The following is a 19,922-nucleotide window of genomic DNA, read 5'->3' on the forward strand; positions in this document are numbered from 1 at the left end:
TTCAGCTATTCATTACTATTTCAGAAACATAAGCCCCTGCTTCCAAAGGGTTGAAAACAGGGGCTAATGGATTGTTTTGTATTCATATCCATTTTAATATATATGAGAAGTGAATACAATCAAGGATGTTAAAATCTAAAAAAAGTTTTCATGTTTTGGTTGGCAGTAATACGTTTTAAGGGTTCTCCCTCTAATCCAAAAGGATTATAATCTATTACTTTGTACGCTCCTATAGGTTTTCCTTCTACACGTTTTGACGTCCTCTCTGATATAGTACAAAAATTCCGAATAATAGGAATTGCCTGTCTCGGAGTTAAAGGAGCATAGCCTAACACTCCGCTATATACAGCATTAAACTTTTTTGTTAATTCTTCCCCCGTAAAAGGGGTATTTGTAGGTAGGTTCCTATGGATTGTAGATTTAATAGAGTGGGTATCATCTAAAGCCCAGAAAATGACAAAGTTATAGAATTTATCATAGCAGTAAGTATCAAAAGAATTTAGTTTTTCTATTAAGACGCTAAAAGGCACATATTCTTGTAATTCAACAAAATACTCAAGAAATAGTCTATTTTGTTGTGAGCAAATTCCCATAGATAAATTCTTTGCAATCATCTTTCTATCTTCTATCGTATTTGCTTCTTGTAATCGTAAAATAATCTCTTCTCTTTGAATAATATTGGCTTGTTGGAATTCTGCATCTGTATTTTCTCTAACATCATCCGGTATTTCTTCACTCTCTGTATAATCATAACATTCAATATAATGTCCAGTATTTTGCATTTTTTCTGCAAGATGTGACCCCTTTGAATATAAATAATTCAACATTTCAACTTGTATTCTAATAAAATCCAAATTAAAATATGAAGGTACGAATTTTTCATATATATCCTTCCGAACCATTCTTATATATCCACTTCTTCCATACTTTTTCTTGGATGATTCAATGAAATCTTTTGTTACAAATTCATCCCTAAGCAAGTATGAATTAGGGAACTTGCATTTAAGCTGAGGATATAAATTACCAAAATCAGACATTTGTTTAGCATCCTCCAATGCTCGTCTTTGTATATCCTGTAAATCAATATTTTCCTCAGTTTCTGTAGTTGTATATATTATGGTTTCGCTTAATAAACCTTCTTTATTCCTGCATCTTCCTGCAATTTGTTGTAACTTATCAATCGACAAGACAGTATAAGGTTTTTGGGTGTTGACAACGGAAATAAGATGAAATCTTTCTTTAATATCAATTCCTACAAAATAAGTACAAGTCATAAAAGCTATCTGTTTAGGAAGATTTTCCTCTAGTATTTCGTCATAATATTCTGTTATCTCCTTGTTTGTAGAACTACATAAGATAGCACATTGGGATTTCAAATTTGCATCTAAACTATTTATGACTGTAGCACATCCCTTTACAGAATTGTATGCTATCAGTATCTTCTCATTGGGATTAGCCGAATAAATATCTTCAATAGTCTTTTTAGTTCTCACCTCGGCATCATTTGTATGGATGAGTTTAATATTTCTTGGTTGTGGATTACAAAATTCCACATTGATTACAGGTTCTTCTTCTATTTTTTTGTTTGAAAAATTTCCAATAGTAGCAGATACTAAGCATCTTTTTGAAGGAGGAAATTGAAAATAGTAATCAATGACGTCTTCCATTTTAGGTCTATAACTACAATCATATTGGTATGAATCTATTTCATCAACCATAAAGAAGTAATCCTTGAAATTGTCCTTTCCTATCATATTTAATAGGATAGGCAGACTGTCAGCAACAACAATAAATTTCTTATACCCTATAGAAGAATCTAATAAATAATCAGATATACTTGGTATATCAAAACCTGTAATTTTTCCGCCAACATATAATATCTTATATTTATTCGTTTCTCCTTCTATTTTACTATTAACAGCCTTTCCATAAGCCAATGAACGGGTTGGTACAACCACTATACTGTTTCTTGGAGAATTTAATTCCAATGTAGTAGCTCCAATTCCAGTTCGGTTCTTCTTTATTAGACCATATGGGGTGGTGACAAAAATATCCATCAAATGAGTTTTATCTTCAGGCATTAGAAAATTGACAGAAGAAATAGATTTCCATTTTTCCAACCAATTTATGGTATATTTCAAATCAATCTCACCATATTTAACTGCCGCATCATTCAAATATTGTATGACTTTCTTGTCATCCACCATATTGTTTTCCTCGTCATAATAAGGTGCTGTTGCAAATAGTATTTCATATCTACCTACAGAAATGATACTCCCCGGCTCTATAATATTTTCCATTTTATTTTGGTATAAGTTGTTAATGTCGCGAAGTTAATCATTTGTATTCATTTCTTCTAATTAAAGAAAAGGAAATGAATACAGAAGAAGAATTTTTGTTACTCGTCGAAAATAACAAAAGATTCTTCTCTGTACTGTAACCTATTCATTTGCCAAACACAAACTCAATCACTTTCCTGTTGGCTTCATTCTCAATTCTAAAGTCCCTTTCAATATAAATATCAGTCACTTTCATAGCTTCATCTATGTGGTTGAGAGCTGAATGGACGGTATATTTGTCTATTCCTGCTTTGTTGATGGCTATGGTAGCCCAACTATGCCGGGCAGCATAATATTCCAAATCTTCTATTTGCAGGATTGTTCCTATCTGCTTTAAGCCATAATTGATGGCTTTGTTGAAAGCATCGGCTGTAGAGTAATGCTGATAGAAGTTGAACACCCTCTTTCCTGTTCTGTCCCTATACTTCTCTACCAAAGGTTTGATAACATCCATTACCTTTACTTTCATTTTTGCTTTATCATTTCTTCGGGCAGAAGTTTTTGCCCTATAATAAGTAATGACATCCTCCTTTATATCTTCACATGAATAGAGGTCTGCTGAATTCATGCCTATAAGCCCAAATGAGAGGATGAAACAGTCTTTGGCAAGATTGAATCTACCTACTCTTTCCCTGCCTTTACAGTCCAGAAGATAGGGCATTTCATATATCCTCAATATATCCTTAGCTGAAATGGCTCTTTTTCTTGTTGCCTCCTGCTTGGGTATCTTGAAGTTCTCAAATGGAGAGTGAGGGATGAGTATTATGTCCCTATCATAGTCATTATACTGCTTCTTGGCTTCATTAAACAGATGCTTGATACTGCCAAGATATAAGGAAACTACTCTATTGGATGGAATTCTTTTACCTTGCTTCCTGAGCAACTTGATTTTTTCTTCTCTCTTCTTGACAAGATAGTCCATAAATTCCTTTAATAAGGAAGTAGTCAATTGCTGGACAAGCAACTTATCTTTACCAAGAAACTTCACAAAGGCATTGATGGCTGATGTGTAATTCTCTGCACCTTTGATGGTTGTATGAGCTATCCACTCTCTACTGAATTGGATGAAGTCTATCTCTTGGGATTTCTTTTGTTCTCCCTTCAAGAGAACTATAATATCATCCAAAGTATAGTTGTTAATATCCACCTGCAATTTAGCACAGATTTCCTGATAATACCTTACTATGGTATCTGCCTCTTTAATAAACTTGGGGTTCTTTAGTTTGAATGATTTAGTTAAATCTTCTTGCCTAACAAAGATATTGGTAGACAGTCTTTTGACCTCCCTGTTATAGGTCATTCTAATCTTTACATTGTAAGTACCATCACTTTTTCGCTTACTCTTTAGTACTTCTACTCTGAATGTCAACATGTTATCTCAAATAATTTGGGAACAACAATAGACCAACATCAGCAGATTTCAGGCAGATTCCTGTCAAGATTCATAAACAGAAGATAAAAAGAAAACTCCCATAAGTATTTAACTTACAGGAGTTTATCAGTGGACCAGCCAGGGCTTGAACCTGGGACCTCCAGATTATGAGTCTGTTGCTCTAACCAACTGAGCTACAAGTCCAATGCATCCTCTCTGCGGGATAGCGGGGGCAAAAGTAGTGCTTTTCCCTGACTTGTGCAAGACTTTGGCGGATATTTTTCTGTCAGAACGTGTACTTCCGACGCGGATTCTTCGGAAACCAACCCTTACGGACACGCTCTTCCTGCTCGAATACCTCTTTGATGCTCCAGAAGGAAGAGAATGCAAAAACTCCGAGCAAGGACGACCAGAACAGGTCGGCCACGCAGACAGAGGCAAGCACGCCGGCCACGCCCAACAGCAGGAATGCCCACCAGCAGCGGGTGCCCCAATAATACTCGGCCTTAATCACGGCGGGGTGGAACAGGCCGATGATGAGAAACGTGCAAATGCCTATGACCAACCCGCCCACACGGTATTCCGTCAGAATCTCCATAGGCTCATTCCGGGCAAATGGGTACTTCTTTCTTGATGCTCTGCTCCAGCGAGATAAGGGTTTCGGTGGAGATGACGCCCGGGATTTCCTGCATCTTGCTGTTGAGCAGCTCCATCAGGTGTTCGTTGTCGCGGGCATAGAGTTTGGTCAGCATGGTGTAGGGGCCGGTGGTGAAATGACATTCCACGACTTCGGGGATTTTTTTCATTTCGGCCACGACGGACTTGTACATGGAGCCTTTTTCGAGTTTGATACCTACGTAGGTACACGTCCGGTAGCCTAAGGACTTGGGATTGACGTGGTATCCCGAACCAATGATAACGCCCAAGTCAATCAAGCGCTGCACACGCTGGTGGATGGCTGCACGCGACACGCCACATTCTGCCGCCACGTCTTTAAACGGGATGCGGGCGTTCTGCGAGATGATCTCGAGAATCTGCCGATCAAGGTTGTCTATTTTTTCCATGATGTTTGGTATAAGAGATAAACGATTGTCAAATAGTAAGCAAATATAGCGCTTTATTTTAATTTATCTATGCAAAACGAAGGAAAAATGCGGAAAAGGCAAAAAAAATGGGCAGAACACATGCTTTTGCAGCATTTGTCCTGCCCTTTTGTTTTGCGAAACGGCGCGCGGAGAGCCTCGTCTTTATTTCTTCGGTTTCTCGATGCCCACCAGTTCTACTTCGAATATCAATGCGGAGAAAGGCTTGATCTTACCCGACTGGCGAGAGCCGTAGGCCAGGTCGTAGGGGATGTAGAGTTCCCACTTCGAGCCGACAGGCATCATGGTCAGTGCCTCGCTCCAACCCTTGATGACTTGTTTGGGCGAGAACGTAGCGGGTTTGCTCTTGCCGTTCTTGTCCTTGCGTTTGTAAGAGCTGTCGAACTCGGTGCCGTCGATGAGCGTACCTTTGTAGTTCACCTGCACGCGGTTCGTGTCAGCGGGGATGGGGCCGTTGCCTTTGGTCAGAATCTTATACTGCAAGCCGCTTTCGGTGGTCTGCACGCCCTCTTTCGTCTTGTTTTCGGCCAGGAACTTCTCGCCGGCAGCCTTGTTGTCGGCAAACTCCACGGCCAGAGCCTTCTCGCGGATGGCTTCCATCTGGGTGCGCATGTAGCCTTCGGCCTCAATCTGCTTCATGACGTCTTCGCGGTGCAGGGTACCAGCCACGAATCCGGCCAACATGTTCTCGCGGCTCAGCGTCTGCGTAGAATCGTTGCCGAAAATCTGGCGGTTGAAGCCTTCCACCCATTGCTTGCTGACCATGTTGCCCACCTGCAGGCCGACCACGTAGGCCACGTCTTCGGGGTCAATCATCGAAGCGCCCTGGTTGAAGCCCTTGATGAAATTGGACATTTGTGTCGAGTCGATGCCCTGCTGGCTCAGGAAAGCCTCCAGGCCCTGCGTGCGGGCCATGCCGATGGCATAGGACAGCGAGTCTACATTGTTTTCAAGATTTGCCTTCGGGCTTTGCGCCGTGCAGGATGCGAAGCCGGCAGCGATGGCTGCGACGGCCAGGAAAGATAACTTTTTCATGTTGCTTTTCGTATTTATTTATTATGATTTGATTACTTTCAGAAGTTCTATCTCAAACACCAGCGTGCTGTGCGGCGGGATGAGTTCGCCGGCTCCCTGCGCGCCATAGGCCAGGTTGCTGGGGATGTAGAGTTTCCACTTGGCGCCTTCGGGCATCAGTTGCAAGGCTTCCACCCATCCGGGGATGACCTGGTTGACGCCGAACGTGGCGGGTTGGCCGCGGCGCACGGAACTGTCGAACAGAGTGCCGTCCACCAGTGTGCCCTCGTAATGGCACTGCACGCGGTCGGTCAGCGTGGCACGCGGAGCGTCGGGGTTGCCCGGCACAATCACCTCGTACTGGAGCCCGCTGGGCAGCGTCACCACTTCCGGGCGTTGCTTGTTCTGCTCCAGCAGTTGCTTTCCCTTCTCTATGTTCTCGGCGTTGACTTTCTTTTCGAGTTCCTCAAAATACTTGTTCACAATCTCTCTGGCCTCCGTGTGGCTGATGGCGGTCTCGTTACCGTCCAACACATCCTTCACTGCTTGGGCGAAATCTTCGACCACCAGGCCGCGTGCGCCCATACTCCAAAGATTCTGGCCTATCCCCAGGCCAATGGCGTAGCTGAATTTGTCCATGTTTTCGTTTTAGTCTGCCGGCCGGTTCCGGTTCGTTGCCAGCCGGTTGTCATTTTGTAAGGCGCAAAAGTACGTCTTTTCTCCGAATGAACTACCTTTCGCTGATTTAAAAAATCTTAGCATGACGAAAAAAGCGCACAAAAGAAACGGGACCATCCGCCCTTCTGCCGGCACCGGCGCCCTTTTCCGCCCGTCCTTTGCTTGGAAATCCGAATAGAATCCGTACATTTGCGTGAAAAGAACTTTAATCCTTCGCTACCTTATGAATACCAAAGCATCCCTCCTTCTGCTCTGCCTCATGGCAGCCTTGTCCGTACAGGCAGCGGGCGACACTGTTTTCGTACGCACGCCCGCCACTCCCATCCTGCTGGACCGTCAAGACAACGAACTGATGTATCTCCGCATCCGGGCCACCGACTCCCGGCGGCTGGACTGCGTGCAGGTGCGTTTCGGAGACGAGACGGACCTGAACAGCATCGAAAGCGTCAAGCTGTACTATGGCGGCACAGACCGCATCCGCCAGCGCCCGGCCGACTTCTTCTACCCCGTCAGTTACATCCCCCTGCACCAGCCCGGCCAGACCCGCGCCGCCTCTCCGTCGTACTCGGTGCTGAAAGACGAAGTGAAGCACCCCGGCCGCGAAGTGACCCTGAAGGCGGGGCTAGACCTGTTCCCGGGCACCAACTATTTCTGGGTAAGCTTGCAGATGAAACGTTCGACCCCGCTGACCGCCCGGCTGACTGCCAGCCTGGCCGGGGCACAGTTGGACGGGCGCGAGGCTCCGGTGTCGGGCACGGGCCTTAGCACTACGCGCCGGATGGCCGTGGGCGTGCGCCACGCCGGCGACGACGGTGCGGCCGCCTACCGCATACCGGGACTGGCCACGACCAACCGCGGCACGCTGCTCGCCGTCTACGACGTGCGTCACAACAGCAGTGTGGACCTTCAGGAAGACATCGAGATAGGATTGAGCCGCAGCACCGACGGCGGACAGACGTGGGAGAAGATGCGCATCCCCCTGAGCTTCGGGGAGCACGGCGGACTGCCCCGCGCACAGAACGGTGTGGGCGACCCGGCCATCCTGGTAGACCACACGACGGGCACCGCCTGGATTATGGCCGCCTGGACGCACGGCATGGGCAACGCCCGCGCCTGGAACCAGTCGAAGCCGGGCATGGACATCGAAGAGACGGGGCAACTGGTGCTGGCACGCAGCGATGACGACGGACGCACGTGGTCGAAGCCTGTCAACATCACCGCCCAGGTGAAACAGCCCGAATGGCACTTCCTGCTGCAAGGGCCCGGACGGGGCATCTGCACGACGGACGGCACGCTGGTCTTTGCCGGACAGTTCATCGCCGCCGACCGCACGCCCCATGCCTGCCTCATCTACAGCCGCGACCACGGACAGACGTGGAGCATCAGCCAGCCGGCCCGCAGCAACACGACCGAAGCCCAGGTGGCGGAAGTACGACCCGGCGAGTTAATGCTGAACATGCGCGACAACCGCGGGGGCAGCCGGGCGGTGTGCACCACCACCGACCTGGGGCAGACCTGGCAGGAGCACCCGTCGTCGCGCAGTGCGTTGCAAGAACCCGTCTGCATGGCCAGCCTGCTGCATGTCCGTGCCGAAGACAATGCCACGGGGCGCGACCTGCTGCTCTTCTCCAACCCCGACAGCCCGAAGCGCCGCCACCGCATCACCGTAAAACTGAGCACCGACGGAGGCCTGACGTGGCCCGCCGCACAGCAAGTCCTGCTGGACGAGGGCGAGAGCTGGGGCTACTCGTGCCTCACGATGATTGACCGCGAGACGGTAGGCATCCTCTACGAAAGCAGCACGGCACACATTCTCTTCCAGGCCATCCCGCTGAAGGACTTGCTGGGCGACTGACGGCCTGCCCTACTCCACGGGCAGTTCTTCCGCACTGTCCCAACCGGTGCGCACGTCGAAGCGTCCCTCCGAGATGCGTCCGCCGGCAAACGTGCCACTGAACACGAAGCCGTCGCGGCGACTGATGCTGGCACGCCCCGCGCCCAAGTCTTCGCCGCCGGAGGTGACTGCGGTGTAGTCACACTCCTGCCCCGCCACGGGGTTCAGGAAGGTGAGGCTGACCGCTTCAAACGTGCCCACAGGAGCGGTCAGCACAAAGCGGCTCTCGCTGCCGCTGCTCTCGTCCTTCACTTGCGGCAGGCCGAAGCGGCCGCTGGCATACACCCACCCGTCTATCAGGCATCCGAACGTATTGGCCCCTTCCATCGTGGCCTCAGGCATCAGTGTGGGGTCGACCGACTTGTCCTCTTCGCAGGAAACCAACCAGGCCGACAAGAGAATCAAAAAAAGAGAATAAAGGATTTTCATTGCGATTCAAGCATTTAGTTCATATTCATGGATTCCGTGCCTCTTGCGGACACGGGCCGCGCTTCTTCCAAACACGAGGCACGCTCCGTGCGGACAAGAGCCACGGCCGCCCCGCACGGGTGGGACGTTGGCAAAAAATCAGAAACGCCAGGCCAGTCCGGCTTGCAGGGACAACTGACCGAAGTAGCCCTCGCCCGTGGCGGGATGCTCCACGTTCCAGTGTTCGTCGTGGTAGGAGACGTTGTAGCGGTCGGACGTCGACAGCAACCAGTGCAGGCGCAACGCCACCGCCCAGTGGTGGGTAAAGGCATACTCGCCGCCCGCCGACAGGTTGGCAGCCAGCTTGTTCATCGACACGCGGCGGTCGCGCCCGTACACCCGGCTGTGGTTCTTGAAGAACTGGTAGCCCGCGCCCACCGACGCCTGCCACAGCCAGCGGTCCCGCCCGCCGAACAGGCCGAACTGAGGAGCGATGTAATGCAGATGCAGGCGGTCCGAACCGTTTTGCCACGAGCCGCTGTACGTGCTGCCCTGGTAGAGCAATCCCGGCTGCACGCGCACATGCCGCCCCTTGTCCCGCACGCCGCGCCACCAGTAGTCCACCGACCACGCTACTCCCCGGCGCAAATCGCCGCGATAGTCCGCCCCGGCATGGGTCAGCCCCAGGAAACGCCCCGTGTACCACGACGGACCGGCCTGCACGCTCAGCGACGAGCGCCCGGCAAACACATTCTGCGCCCGCAGCGGAAGCCCGGACAGAGCCAGGAGCAATGCCGCACAGCAGGCAGATAAAATACGTTTGTCCATAGTCTGTCAAGTTTGGTTCAACTGTCTGTAAAATGCAAAGAAACAATAAATACTGCACATTTCCTACTGCGAAGAAACGGGAAAAACGTATTTTTGTGGAAGAAGAAAAAAGGAAATCCTTAAACAGAAAACGTATGAAAAAGAATCTTGTCATCCTGACCGGCGCGGGCATGAGCGCCGAAAGCGGCATCAGCACCTTCCGCGACGCGGGAGGCTTGTGGGAACAGTATCCTGTGGAACAAGTGGCCACGCCCGAAGGCTATGCGCGCAACCCGGGGCTGGTCATCGACTTCTACAACCAGCGGCGCAAGCAACTGCTGGACGTGCAGCCCAACGCAGGGCACATCGGCCTGGCCGAACTGGAACGCGACTTCAACGTGACCGTCGTCACGCAAAACGTGGACAACCTGCACGAACGCGCCGGCAGCACGCACGTCATCCACCTGCACGGCGAGCTGACCAAGGTCTGCTCCAGCCGCGACCCCTATAACCCTGCCTACATCAAAGAGCTGAAGCCCGAGGAATACGAAGTCCGCCTGGGCGATCTGGCCGGCGACGGCAGCCAGCTACGTCCGTTCATCGTGTGGTTCGGCGAGGCTGTTCCCGAGATTGAGACAGCCATCCGCTTCGTACAAAAGGCGGACATCTTTGTCATCATCGGCACTTCGCTCAATGTCTATCCCGCCGCCGGACTCTTGTACTACGTGCCCGACACGGCTCCCGTCTACCTCATCGACCCCAAACCCGTCGACGCCCACTCCGACCGCCCCATCCACGTCATTCGGGAAGGAGCGTCGGAAGGCGTCAAGGAACTGCGGAAGATGCTCGTGCCGTAGCGCCCCGGCAGGGCAGTCCGGGCGTGCAGAGGCACGTCCGGCTGTCAGCGCGTGTACAACGTGATGCGCAATAACGTAGGCTTGTCACCTATGTACGGTCCGCCCCAGTCTGTCTGGTCGCCGTTGAGCACGCGAATCATCTGGAACTCGCCATTCTCATAATACCCTTCCTCCACCCGGAGATACTGCCAGGGCTTCCCGGCGTTCTTCCCCACGGGACGGAAAGAGAAGCGGCAGTGCGTGCCCACGGCCAGGAACTCGTTGTCAGCCAGACGGACAATCATCGCCTTGCCGTCGGCAGGACGCGGCACAGTGTCGGGCCGCTGGCCCGCGTGGCGTCCGGTACCGAACTGAAGCACTGCCTCCCACTGGCCCAGGTCGATGCGGCTCTCGCTCTGCTTCTCCCGCTCGACGGCAGTGAAGATGCGCCCCTCGAAACTCCAGCGGGCCAGTTGCCGCGCCATCGGCGCCAAAAGCCGGTATTCCGCCGCGATGGCATCGTGCTGGCGCACGGCCACCTTCACCGGATTGTCAATGCCGAAGGGCGAATAGCCGATGCCTTTACCGACGATTTCGTACAAGTACTTCACACGGTCGCTGCTTGTTTCGGGCACCAGCAGGGCGTTGTCCGGACGGGCGTAAAGCTCGAGGACTTTCAGCACCGGCTCATCACCCTGCAAATAAATGTCAGGAGCCAGCAGACAGATGGACGGGGCGGCAACCTTCCAAATGGGAATCACGTTGTCCGTGGGGCCGCCGCTCTCGTAGTTGGTGGCCGGCGGGTTGCCGAACGGCCAGCGCAACGCCACGTTGACAAACATCGGCAGGGGATATTCCTCCCGTCCGGCGGCTGCCACGTATTCGATGTACGAAGCCACCAACCAGGCGTGGAAGTATTCGTCGGCCCGCTCGCCGAACACTTCGCTCCACGTGCCCTCAGACCGGGCATCCACACCCAGCGCCTTCAGCACCTCCGGCTTCAACAATGCCTCGGGAACCGGCTGGCCGAACAGCCGTTCGGCTTCTTTCGAATAGTCGCGCACGCTGCCCCACGTGCCCGGTTCGTTCTCCACTTGCACCAGGATGACCGTGCGCTGCGGGTCGGCTTCCTTCAGGTGACGCATCAACGCCGCAAAGGCTTTCGCGTCGGCCTCCCGCGTGGCCAGGGCATGCGGTGACGGAGAATCGACGGGACGCCCGTCCTTGCCGACGACGTTGGGATACTTCTTGGGCTGCAGCTTCATCCAGGCGGGCATGTAGTGGTTGCTGCCGTTCTTCCAAGTCCCGAACCAGGTCAAGATGAGCCGCACTTCGTGTTCACGGGCCTGCTTCAGCAACAGGTCGACCATCGAAAAGTCATACTTGCCCTCTTCAGGCTCCACCTGCTCCCAGTAGAGAGGTATTTGCAGCGTGTTGGCATGCATTTCTTCTATCACCCGCCACACACCCGGCAACATCTTGGGCCAGGTGGACGAGTTGTCCGACTGCCCGGCCAGAATCATATAAGGCTCTCCGTCCACCAGCAGAGCATGGCGTCCGTCTTTCGTTACCAACTGGGGAATGGGGTGTTCTTTCTCTTGCGCCCGCAGGACGCTTCCGGCCATCAAAGCCGCCAAAACCAGTACGCAGACCGCGCACTTTCTTAATAAAGGTTGTTTCATGATAAAGATAAATTTAGAATGTTAGGACAGCCGACTGCCACGCACGGAACGAAGCAGCAACCCGCAACAAACAACGGCCGGGATAAAAGTAAGGAAAAGCATCGGCAAGGCGCCGCCGGAATGTTTCGAAGATAGGTATGATTTGTTGCCGCAGGCTCACTTTTTCAGCAGCAGCCGCACGACAAACCACGCATGGTGCAGCACGGTGCTCAGCACGCCGTAGTGACGGCACATGATGCGGAAACGCTCCAACAGCGAGGCACGGCGGTTGGCCGTGGTCAGTCCTTCGTCCAAGTAGTCGATAACCACCAGGTGGGCATTGTGCAACACGTGCGCTTTCTTCATGACCCGGATGCACCAGTCGAAATCGGCCGAAAAACGGTAGCGCAGGTCGTAAGGCTCCACCAGGTCGCGCCGTGCGAAGAAAGCCTGATGGCAGACCAGCATGCCCTGGCGGAAACTCTTCCACGTCAGGACTTCGGGAGCGGACAGGCGACGCTTGCGCACGAAATGCCCTTCGCAGTCCACCAGGTCCGTCTCGCCGTAGATGACGCCCGGCAGCGTGTCGTGCGGAGCCAGCGAGTGGACAATCTGCTGCAAGGTATCGTCCTCGTGAAAGCTGTCGCCGGCATTGAGGAAACAGAGGTAATCGCCCGTGGCCAGCGCGATGCCCTTGTTCATGGCGTCATAGAGTCCGCCATCCGGTTCGCTGACCACGCGGGCAATGCGGTCGCGGTAACGGTCGATGATGCCAGTCGTCCCATCCTTCGACGCACCGTCCACGATGATGTACTCCACATGATGGTAGGTTTGGGCGATGACGCTCTGGATAGTGTCTTCCAACACAGCAGCGGCGTTGTAGGTGACGGTAATCACGCTGAATACGGGAGTCGGACGGTTGTGCATCGTTCTGGGAAAAGTCAGAGTTTATTATAAAGGTCAATGAAGCGGCGGGCCACGGTGTTCTCAGAATAATAGGCCACGGCCTTTCGCCAAGCTTGTTCGGACAGGCCGGCATAGCCCGGGTCTGTCAGAATCCAATAGACCCCGTTGGCCAGGTCGTCAGCAGATTTGTAAGCAGCCACATAGCCGTTGTGCAGATGGTCTATCATCTCCGGAATCCCCCCGACATTGAAACCCACGCAGGGCGTCCCGCAGGCCATTGCTTCCATGACGGTATTGGGCAGGTTTTCTTCCAGAGAAGGGGTGACAAAGAGGTCGACAGCGTTGTAGATATCGACCAGACGGTGGTCGTCACGCACAAAGTCCAACGGATAAGTTTCGAACGGCAACATGGCTTTCAGTTGTTCCGAATACTTGCCAAACGTGACTACGCCGAGCTTGTCCCGCAGTTCGGGATGCCGTTCGGCCAACAGGCGGCACGCTTCCACCAGATAATCAATGCCTTTGCGCTTGTCGGTAATCTTCACCGAACCAAACAGCATCAGCTTACGGTCTTCCGGAAGCAGGCACTTCCGACGTGCGGCAGCCTTATCATGAGGCCTGAAAAGATTGACGTTAATGGGATTGGGGATAACGGTGACGGACTGCCCGACCAGCAACGCACTTTTCTTGGCCTGCTCACCCAACCAATGGCTGGGCGTAACGAAGTGTATGCGGTGATGGGCGTAAAGAGAGCGCTTCTTCACGAAAATGCGGTAAGCCAGGTCGTGTTCGCGACGTCCACCGCCGATGTAAGGACAGTTATGGCACATCGTGCGGTAGTAATCACACTGATTGGCGTGGTGGCAGATGCCTGTGCACGGCCACATATCGTGCATGGTCCATACCAAAGGTTTGCCCGATGCCAAGATTTTCTCCAGGTTGTGCAGCGAAAGCATACCTTGGTTGACCCAATGCAGGTGAATGACGTCGGCCTGCTGAAACTCGGGCAGTGAAGTGATGTCGGTACCGGTATTGGCTATATCCACGGCGAACAGGTTGCGCTTGCGGAAACCGTTGGCACTCCAGATGACGATACGTTCCCACACAAATTTCCATACCAGCAGCCAACTGTGTTTCAGGGGTACGACCGTGATTTGGTCGGTCTGCTTGTCGCGTACCAGCAGTTTGGCTTTGATTCCGTGGTTCTTCAGTGCCTCCATCAGACGGCTGGCCGCAATGGCGGCGCCGCCCATGCGTTCGGATGTGTTGATAAGTAGGACTCTCATATCGACAATGCGGTGGTTTTGGTTTGCAAAAGTACGGTTTTTCTGCCGAAGAAAAACGGTTTCACCGCGGAATCTTCCCCGACAAAGCAGAAAAAGACAGCAAACGCATCGTCCGCACGAAAAACGGCACGCTGCCCGGCAAAGAGACAACCCCTTGCCGAAACGGACGTGCCGTATCTGTTACGCTTAATCTTCGATGAAGACAGCCGTACCGGCGGCAGTCACCATCAGCATGGAGCCATTCACTGTCTCATAGTCCAGGTCGACGCCAATGACAGCATTGGCACCCATCAGGCGGGCTTGTTCCTGCATCTCTTGCAAAGCAGTCTCTTTGGCTTCGCGCAGCACTTCTTCATACGAATGGCTGCGTCCGCCCACGATGTCGCGGACGCTGGCAAAGAGGTCACGGACAAAGTTGGCGCCGATGATGGTTTCGCCGGATACGATGCCGAAGTAACGCGTAATGCGCTTGCCTTCGACGGTGTTGGTGGTAGTTACTAACATAAATGTTGACGTTTAATATGATTGTTCTTTGCTATTAGACGCAGCGCGAGGCGAAAAGTTGCACCGCACACAGAATATAACTTCGAACCGTTCCTTGGACTTGCCATCATTTCATGAAGACGAAGTACACGGCCAGGATGAGGCAGATGAACGCCGCCAGATGGTTCCAGTGCAACGCCTCGCCCTTGAAGAACAGAGTGGTGAAGACGGTGAAGATGATGAGCGTGATGACTTCCTGGATGACTTTGAGCTGCATCAGCGAGAAGGGGCCTCCGTTGCCGGTAAAGCCGATGCGGTTGGCCGGAATCTGGCAGGAATACTCAAAGAGGGCGATGCCCCACGAGAAAAGGATGATGGCAAACAAGGGCCAATGGGTGGTAATCTTCATCTCCTGCAGCTTCAGGTGCCCGTACCAGGCAAAAGTCATGAAGATGTTGGAGACGATGAGCAGGAGAATGGTGTAGAATCCTTTCATATAGTATAATAGTTACGAGTTACAAGCTACAAGTTACGAATACAGGTTAGGGAATCTGTCATCCTGAGCGAAGCGGAGCGCAGCCGAAGGATCTCAAGATAGGCACGTGTCCTTATGTCGTGAGTTTAGGGAGATGTTTAGACTACGCCCTGTGGGCTCCGCTCAACATGACAGATACCTGAATTTCCATTATCATATAAACTTAAATTGAACATCTGATATAGTTACAAGCTACGAGTTACGAGTTATGGGGTACGGCTGTCAGAACATCTTCCTCACCCTATCAATCCCCGCCACCAGGGCGTCCACCTCTTCCTTCGTGTTGTACAGCCCGAACGAGGCACGCACCGTGCCTTCGATACCGAGGCGCGTCATGAGCGGCTGGGCGCAGTGATGGCCTGTGCGCACGGCGATGCCTAAGCGGTCGAGCAGGGTGCCGAGGTCGAAGTGGTGGATATTGCCCACGAGGAAGGAGATGACACTGCCTTTTTGTTCGGATTCGCCGAAGATGCGCATGCCGGGGATTTCCTTCAGGCGACGGGTGGCATACCGGGTCAGTTCGTGTTCGTAGGCGGCGATGGTGTCCATGCCGAGGGCGGAGACGTAGTCCAACGCCTTGGCCAGACCGGTGGTGCCGATATAGTCGGGTGTGCCGGCCTCGAACTTGAAGGGAAGCTCGTTGAAGGTGGTCTTCTCGAACGAGACGTGCTGAATCATCTCGCCGCCGCCCTGGTAGGGGGGCAATTTGTCCAGCCAGTCTTCCTTGCCATAAAGCACGCCTACGCCGGTGGGGCCGTAGACTTTGTGGCCGGAGAAGACGTAGAAGTCGGCATCGAGGGCCTGTACGTCGACGGGCATGTGGGGGATGCTCTGCGCGCCGTCGACGAGGACGGGGACGCCGTGGGCGTGGGCGGTGGCTATCATCTCCTTGACGGGATTGACGGTGCCGAGCACATTGCTGACGTGGGCAATGCTGACGAGCTTGGTCTTCGGGGTGAAGAGGCGTTCGTATTCATCCAGGAGCAGCTCGCCGCGGTCGTCCATGGGGATGACGCGAAGCACGATGCCGCGCTGGGTGGCTTGCAGTTGCCAGGGGACGATGTTGCTGTGATGCTCCATGGTAGAGATGATGACTTCGTCGCCAGCCTGCATCTGCGACTGGCAGAAGGTGGCGGCCAGAAGGTTGATGCTCTCCGTGGTGCCGCGGGTGAAGACGATTTCGTTCGTCGAGCGGGCGTTGATAAACCGGCGCACGGTCTCGCGGCTGGCTTCGTGCAATTCGGTAGCCTGCTGGGAGAGGAAGTGTACGCCCCGGTGCACGTTGGCATTGGTGTTGTAGTATTCGTTGGTAATGGCCTCGACCACCTGCCGGGGTTTCTGCGTGGTGGCGCCGTTGTCGAGGTAGACCAGCGGCTTGCCGTAGACGGTGCGGCCGAGGATAGGGAAGTCGGCGCGTATCTGGTGGATGTCGTACATAAGTGTTTCTTCTTTAGTTATGCGGTGCAAAGATACGCATATTGTTGCAAACCGCGGGGCGCGGCGGGCAGATAATTCGTCTGTCCGGTCCGCGCCCCGTGTGTGGTTGCGCCGTGCGTGGCGGTGTCATCCGAAGACGGCCAAAGCACCTTCGGATGACACCCTCTTCCCGCATTGTCGGTGACAAAGATAGGGTTTTCTGCTCAATATGCAAGAGCCGGTGAGGCTTTTCTTCGGGAATATTTGTATCTTTGCCGTCTGATAAACAAAGAAGACGCATGGCTACACTCGACATCATCCTCCTCTCCGTCATCGCCCTGGGCGTCGTGCTGGGCTTCCTGCGCGGGGCCTTGAAGCAACTGGCCAGCCTCCTGGGGCTGGTGGTGGGCCTGCTGGCGGCCCGGGCGCTGTACGCCTCGGTGGCCGAGCGGGTGTTCAGCCACGTCACCGACAACCCCTCCGTGGCACAGCTCCTGTCGTTCGTGGCCATCTGGCTGGCCGTTCCCCTGCTGTTCTGGCTGGCGGCCGCGCTGCTGACCAAGATGATGGAGGCCGTGTCGCTCGGCTGGCTCAACCGCCTGCTGGGCGCCGTGCTGGGCGGACTGCTGCATGCCCTGGTGCTGAGTCTGCTGGTGTGCGTGATGGAGGTGGTCGACACGGACAGCGTCCTGCTCAGCCGCGAAGCCAAACGCCAGTCTGTGCTCTACGACCGCCTCAAGCCCCTGGCCGGACTCTTCCTGCCCGCCGCGCAAGAATTTACCAGACAAATCTATAACGAGATAAACGATGCAACCCAACGAATCTGACAAGAATAAAAATAAAGATACCCTCAAGGCGGACAACGAACTGGTGCGCCGCCTGGCCGAAGAGAAGTATAAGTACGGCTTCACCACCGACGTGCACACCGACATCATCGACCGTGGCCTCACCGAAGACACCGTGCGCCTCATCTCCGAGAAGAAGGGCGAGCCCGAGTGGCTCCTCGACTTCCGCCTCAAGGCCTACCGCCACTGGCTGACGATGGACATGCCCACGTGGGCACACCTCCGCATCCCGGAGATTGACTACCAAAGCATATCCTACTACGCCGACCCCACGGCACAGAAGAAGGACGGCCCCAAGTCGATGGACGAAGTAGACCCCGAACTCATCAAGACCTTCAATAAGCTGGGCATCCCCCTGGAGGAGCAGATGGCGCTGAGCGGCATGGCCGTGGACGCCGTGATGGACTCCGTGTCCGTCAAGACCACCTTCAAGGAGACGCTCCTGGAGAAAGGCATCATCTTCTGCTCCATCAGCGAGGCGGTGCGCGAACATCCGGACCTGGTGCAGAAGTACCTGGGCAGCGTGGTGCCCTATCGCGACAACTTCTTCGCCGCGCTCAACTCCGCCGTCTTCTCCGACGGGTCGTTCGTGTATATACCCAAAGGCGTGCGCTGCCCGATGGAGCTGAGCACCTACTTCCGCATCAACGCGCGGAACACGGGCCAGTTCGAGCGGACACTCATCGTGGCGGACGACGACTCGTACGTCTCCTACCTGGAGGGCTGCACCGCCCCCATGCGCGACGAGAACCAACTGCACGCCGCCATCGTGGAAATCGTGGTACACGACCGCGCCGAGGTGAAGTACAGCACCGTGCAGAACTGGTATCCCGGCGATGCCGAGGGCCGCGGCGGCGTCTACAACTTCGTCACCAAGCGCGGGCTGTGCAAGGGCGAGTCGTCCAAACTCTCCTGGACGCAGGTGGAGACGGGCTCGGCCATCACGTGGAAGTATCCCAGCACCATCCTGGCGGGCGACAACTCCGTGGGCGAGTTCTACAGCGTAGCCGTCACCAACCACCACCAGCAGGCCGACACGGGCACGAAGATGATTCACCTGGGCCGCAATACCCGCTCCACCATCGTCAGCAAAGGCATCTCCGCCGGACAGAGCGAAAACTCCTACCGCGGCCTGGTCCGTGTGGGCCAACGGGCGGACAACGCAAGAAACTACAGCCAGTGCGACTCCCTCCTATTAGGCAGCCATTGCGGCGCGCACACCTTCCCCTACATGGACATCCACAACGAGACGGCCATCGTGGAGCACGAAGCCACCACGTCGAAAATCAGCGAAGACCAGATATTCTACTGCAACCAGCGCGGCATCTCCACCGAAGACGCCGTGGGCCTCATCGTCAACGGCTATGCCAAGGAGGTGCTCAACAAGCTGCCCATGGAGTTTGCCGTCGAGGCGCAGAAGTTGCTCTCCGTGTCGCTGGAGGGGAGTGTGGGATAAATAGACTTGATAGACATACAATAACCATATAGCTTATGTTAGAAATCAAAGACCTACATGCCGAGATAAACGGCAAAGAAATACTGCGGGGCATCAACCTCACCATCCGCGACGGCGAGGTGCACGCCCTGATGGGACAGAACGGCGCGGGCAAGAGCACGCTGAGCAACGTCCTCGTGGGCCATCCCGCCTACCGCGCGACACACGGCACCGTCCTGTTCAACGGCAAGGACCTGCTGGCCATGTCGCCTGAAGACCGGGCGCACGAGGGACTGTTCCTGTCCTTCCAGACGCCGGTGGAGATACCCGGCGTGTCGATGGTGAACTTCATGCGCACCGCCGTCAATGAGCAGCGCAAGTACCGCCACCAGCCTGCCCTCTCCGCCTCGGAGTTCCTCAAGCTGATGCGCGAGAAGCGCGCCATCGTCGAGCTGGACAGCAAGCTGGCCAACCGCTCGGTGAACGAGGGCTTCAGCGGCGGCGAGAAGAAGCGCAACGAAATCTTCCAGATGGCCATGCTCGAACCGACCTTCGCCATCCTGGACGAGACGGACTCCGGCCTCGACGTCGACGCACTGCGCATCGTGGCCGAAGGCTTCAACAAGCTGTGCACACCGCAGACCTCGGCCCTGGTCATCACGCACTACCAGCGCCTGCTGGACTACCTGAAGCCGGACACGGTGCACGTCCTTCTCGGCGGACGCATCGTCAAGACCGGTGGGCCGGAACTGGCGCAGGAGATTGAGCAGCGCGGCTTCGACTGGATAAAGAAGGAACAGGTAAATGAAGAATGAATTAGGCGCGGGGTATCTGTCATCCTGAGCGAAGCGGAGTGGAGTCGAAGGATCTCCTTCTTGCCGTTCCCTTCGGGAGATGTTTCGAC

19 protein-coding genes and 1 tRNA gene are annotated in these 19,922 nt (G+C 53.9%); 5 read left to right on the forward strand and 15 right to left on the reverse strand.

Annotated features, from left to right (window positions below):
* Positions 1-128: 128 nt before the first annotated feature.
* The 7 genes from M3090_RS08995 to M3090_RS09025 all read right to left on the reverse strand — a co-directional run bounded on the left by M3090_RS08995 (position 129) and on the right by M3090_RS09025 (position 6,467).
* Complete coding sequence (locus tag M3090_RS08995; protein WP_249055388.1) at positions 129-2,300, reverse strand: hypothetical protein; 2,172 nt, start codon at positions 2,298-2,300, stop codon at positions 129-131.
* Between the two features lie 145 nt (positions 2,301-2,445).
* Positions 2,446-3,711 carry a phage integrase SAM-like domain-containing protein gene (locus M3090_RS09000; RefSeq protein ID WP_249055389.1) on the reverse strand — a complete coding sequence of 422 codons (1,266 nt, stop codon included), beginning with the start codon at positions 3,709-3,711 and terminating at the stop codon, positions 2,446-2,448.
* A gap of 130 nt (positions 3,712-3,841) precedes the next feature.
* Positions 3,842-3,915 (reverse strand) — tRNA-Ile (locus M3090_RS09005).
* Between the two features lie 82 nt (positions 3,916-3,997).
* Entirely contained in the window at positions 3,998-4,309 is a 312-nt protein-coding gene (locus M3090_RS09010; RefSeq protein WP_249055390.1) for a DUF4491 family protein, read from the reverse strand.
* A gap of 4 nt (positions 4,310-4,313) precedes the next feature.
* Positions 4,314-4,775 carry an Lrp/AsnC family transcriptional regulator gene (locus tag M3090_RS09015; protein ID WP_249055392.1) on the reverse strand — a complete coding sequence of 154 codons (462 nt, stop codon included), beginning with the start codon at positions 4,773-4,775 and terminating at the stop codon, positions 4,314-4,316.
* A 183-nt stretch (positions 4,776-4,958) separates the two neighbouring features.
* Positions 4,959-5,849, reverse strand: a complete 891-nt coding sequence (locus M3090_RS09020) for an FKBP-type peptidyl-prolyl cis-trans isomerase (protein ID WP_249055395.1) — start codon at positions 5,847-5,849, stop codon at positions 4,959-4,961.
* Between the two features lie 21 nt (positions 5,850-5,870).
* Positions 5,871-6,467: an FKBP-type peptidyl-prolyl cis-trans isomerase gene (locus M3090_RS09025; protein ID WP_249055397.1), complete on the reverse strand. Its 597-nt coding sequence runs from the start codon at positions 6,465-6,467 to the stop codon at positions 5,871-5,873.
* 262 nt (positions 6,468-6,729) lie between these two features.
* On the opposite strand from M3090_RS09025, the gene M3090_RS09030 reads away from it, so the two are divergent.
* Positions 6,730-8,361, forward strand: coding sequence for a sialidase family protein (locus M3090_RS09030; protein WP_249055399.1), 1,632 nt, complete (start codon positions 6,730-6,732; stop codon positions 8,359-8,361).
* Between the two features lie 9 nt (positions 8,362-8,370).
* On the opposite strand, the gene M3090_RS09035 is transcribed toward M3090_RS09030, so the two are convergent.
* Both M3090_RS09035 and M3090_RS09040 read right to left on the reverse strand, forming a co-directional pair.
* The gene (locus tag M3090_RS09035; RefSeq protein ID WP_249055402.1) at positions 8,371-8,829 is read right to left on the reverse strand and encodes a hypothetical protein; all 459 of its coding nucleotides are present in this window, start codon (positions 8,827-8,829) and stop codon (positions 8,371-8,373) included.
* A gap of 138 nt (positions 8,830-8,967) precedes the next feature.
* Positions 8,968-9,636, reverse strand: coding sequence for an outer membrane beta-barrel protein (locus tag M3090_RS09040; protein ID WP_249055403.1), 669 nt, complete (start codon positions 9,634-9,636; stop codon positions 8,968-8,970).
* 134 nt (positions 9,637-9,770) lie between these two features.
* Between M3090_RS09040 and M3090_RS09045 the strand changes: the two genes are divergently transcribed.
* Positions 9,771-10,472 carry an SIR2 family NAD-dependent protein deacylase gene (locus M3090_RS09045; protein WP_249055405.1) on the forward strand — a complete coding sequence of 234 codons (702 nt, stop codon included), beginning with the start codon at positions 9,771-9,773 and terminating at the stop codon, positions 10,470-10,472.
* Positions 10,473-10,516: 44 nt separating this feature from the next.
* On the opposite strand, the gene M3090_RS09050 is transcribed toward M3090_RS09045, so the two are convergent.
* The 6 genes from M3090_RS09050 to M3090_RS09075 form a co-directional block, all read right to left on the reverse strand.
* Complete coding sequence (locus tag M3090_RS09050) at positions 10,517-12,133, reverse strand: DUF5597 domain-containing protein (RefSeq protein WP_249055406.1); 1,617 nt, start codon at positions 12,131-12,133, stop codon at positions 10,517-10,519.
* Between the two features lie 156 nt (positions 12,134-12,289).
* Positions 12,290-13,039, reverse strand: coding sequence for a glycosyltransferase family 2 protein (locus M3090_RS09055; RefSeq protein WP_249055408.1), 750 nt, complete (start codon positions 13,037-13,039; stop codon positions 12,290-12,292).
* A 14-nt stretch (positions 13,040-13,053) separates the two neighbouring features.
* Positions 13,054-14,304 carry a glycosyltransferase family 4 protein gene (locus M3090_RS09060; protein WP_249055410.1) on the reverse strand — a complete coding sequence of 417 codons (1,251 nt, stop codon included), beginning with the start codon at positions 14,302-14,304 and terminating at the stop codon, positions 13,054-13,056.
* Between the two features lie 186 nt (positions 14,305-14,490).
* Positions 14,491-14,808, reverse strand: a complete 318-nt coding sequence (locus M3090_RS09065; protein ID WP_249055412.1) for a YbjQ family protein — start codon at positions 14,806-14,808, stop codon at positions 14,491-14,493.
* Between the two features lie 106 nt (positions 14,809-14,914).
* Positions 14,915-15,283 carry a DMT family protein gene (locus tag M3090_RS09070; protein WP_249055413.1) on the reverse strand — a complete coding sequence of 123 codons (369 nt, stop codon included), beginning with the start codon at positions 15,281-15,283 and terminating at the stop codon, positions 14,915-14,917.
* 261 nt (positions 15,284-15,544) lie between these two features.
* The gene (locus tag M3090_RS09075) at positions 15,545-16,759 is read right to left on the reverse strand and encodes an aminotransferase class V-fold PLP-dependent enzyme (RefSeq protein WP_249055415.1); all 1,215 of its coding nucleotides are present in this window, start codon (positions 16,757-16,759) and stop codon (positions 15,545-15,547) included.
* Positions 16,760-17,037: 278 nt separating this feature from the next.
* On the opposite strand from M3090_RS09075, the gene M3090_RS09080 reads away from it, so the two are divergent.
* Genes M3090_RS09080 through sufC form a run of 3 tightly spaced genes read left to right on the forward strand, consistent with a single transcriptional unit; the run spans position 17,038 to position 19,833 of the window.
* Positions 17,038-17,565, forward strand: a complete 528-nt coding sequence (locus M3090_RS09080; protein ID WP_249055417.1) for a CvpA family protein — start codon at positions 17,038-17,040, stop codon at positions 17,563-17,565.
* Complete coding sequence (gene sufB / locus M3090_RS09085; protein WP_249055418.1) at positions 17,546-19,039, forward strand: Fe-S cluster assembly protein SufB; 1,494 nt, start codon at positions 17,546-17,548, stop codon at positions 19,037-19,039. Before M3090_RS09080 ends, sufB begins: the two co-directional genes overlap by 20 nt.
* Before the next feature lie 35 nt (positions 19,040-19,074).
* Positions 19,075-19,833 carry a Fe-S cluster assembly ATPase SufC gene (gene sufC, locus M3090_RS09090; protein WP_249055421.1) on the forward strand — a complete coding sequence of 253 codons (759 nt, stop codon included), beginning with the start codon at positions 19,075-19,077 and terminating at the stop codon, positions 19,831-19,833.
* Positions 19,834-19,922 lie beyond the last annotated feature (89 nt).

It is taken from the genome of Bacteroides sp. ET71 (genome assembly GCF_023336905.1).
Classification (GTDB): domain Bacteria; phylum Bacteroidota; class Bacteroidia; order Bacteroidales; family Bacteroidaceae; genus Bacteroides.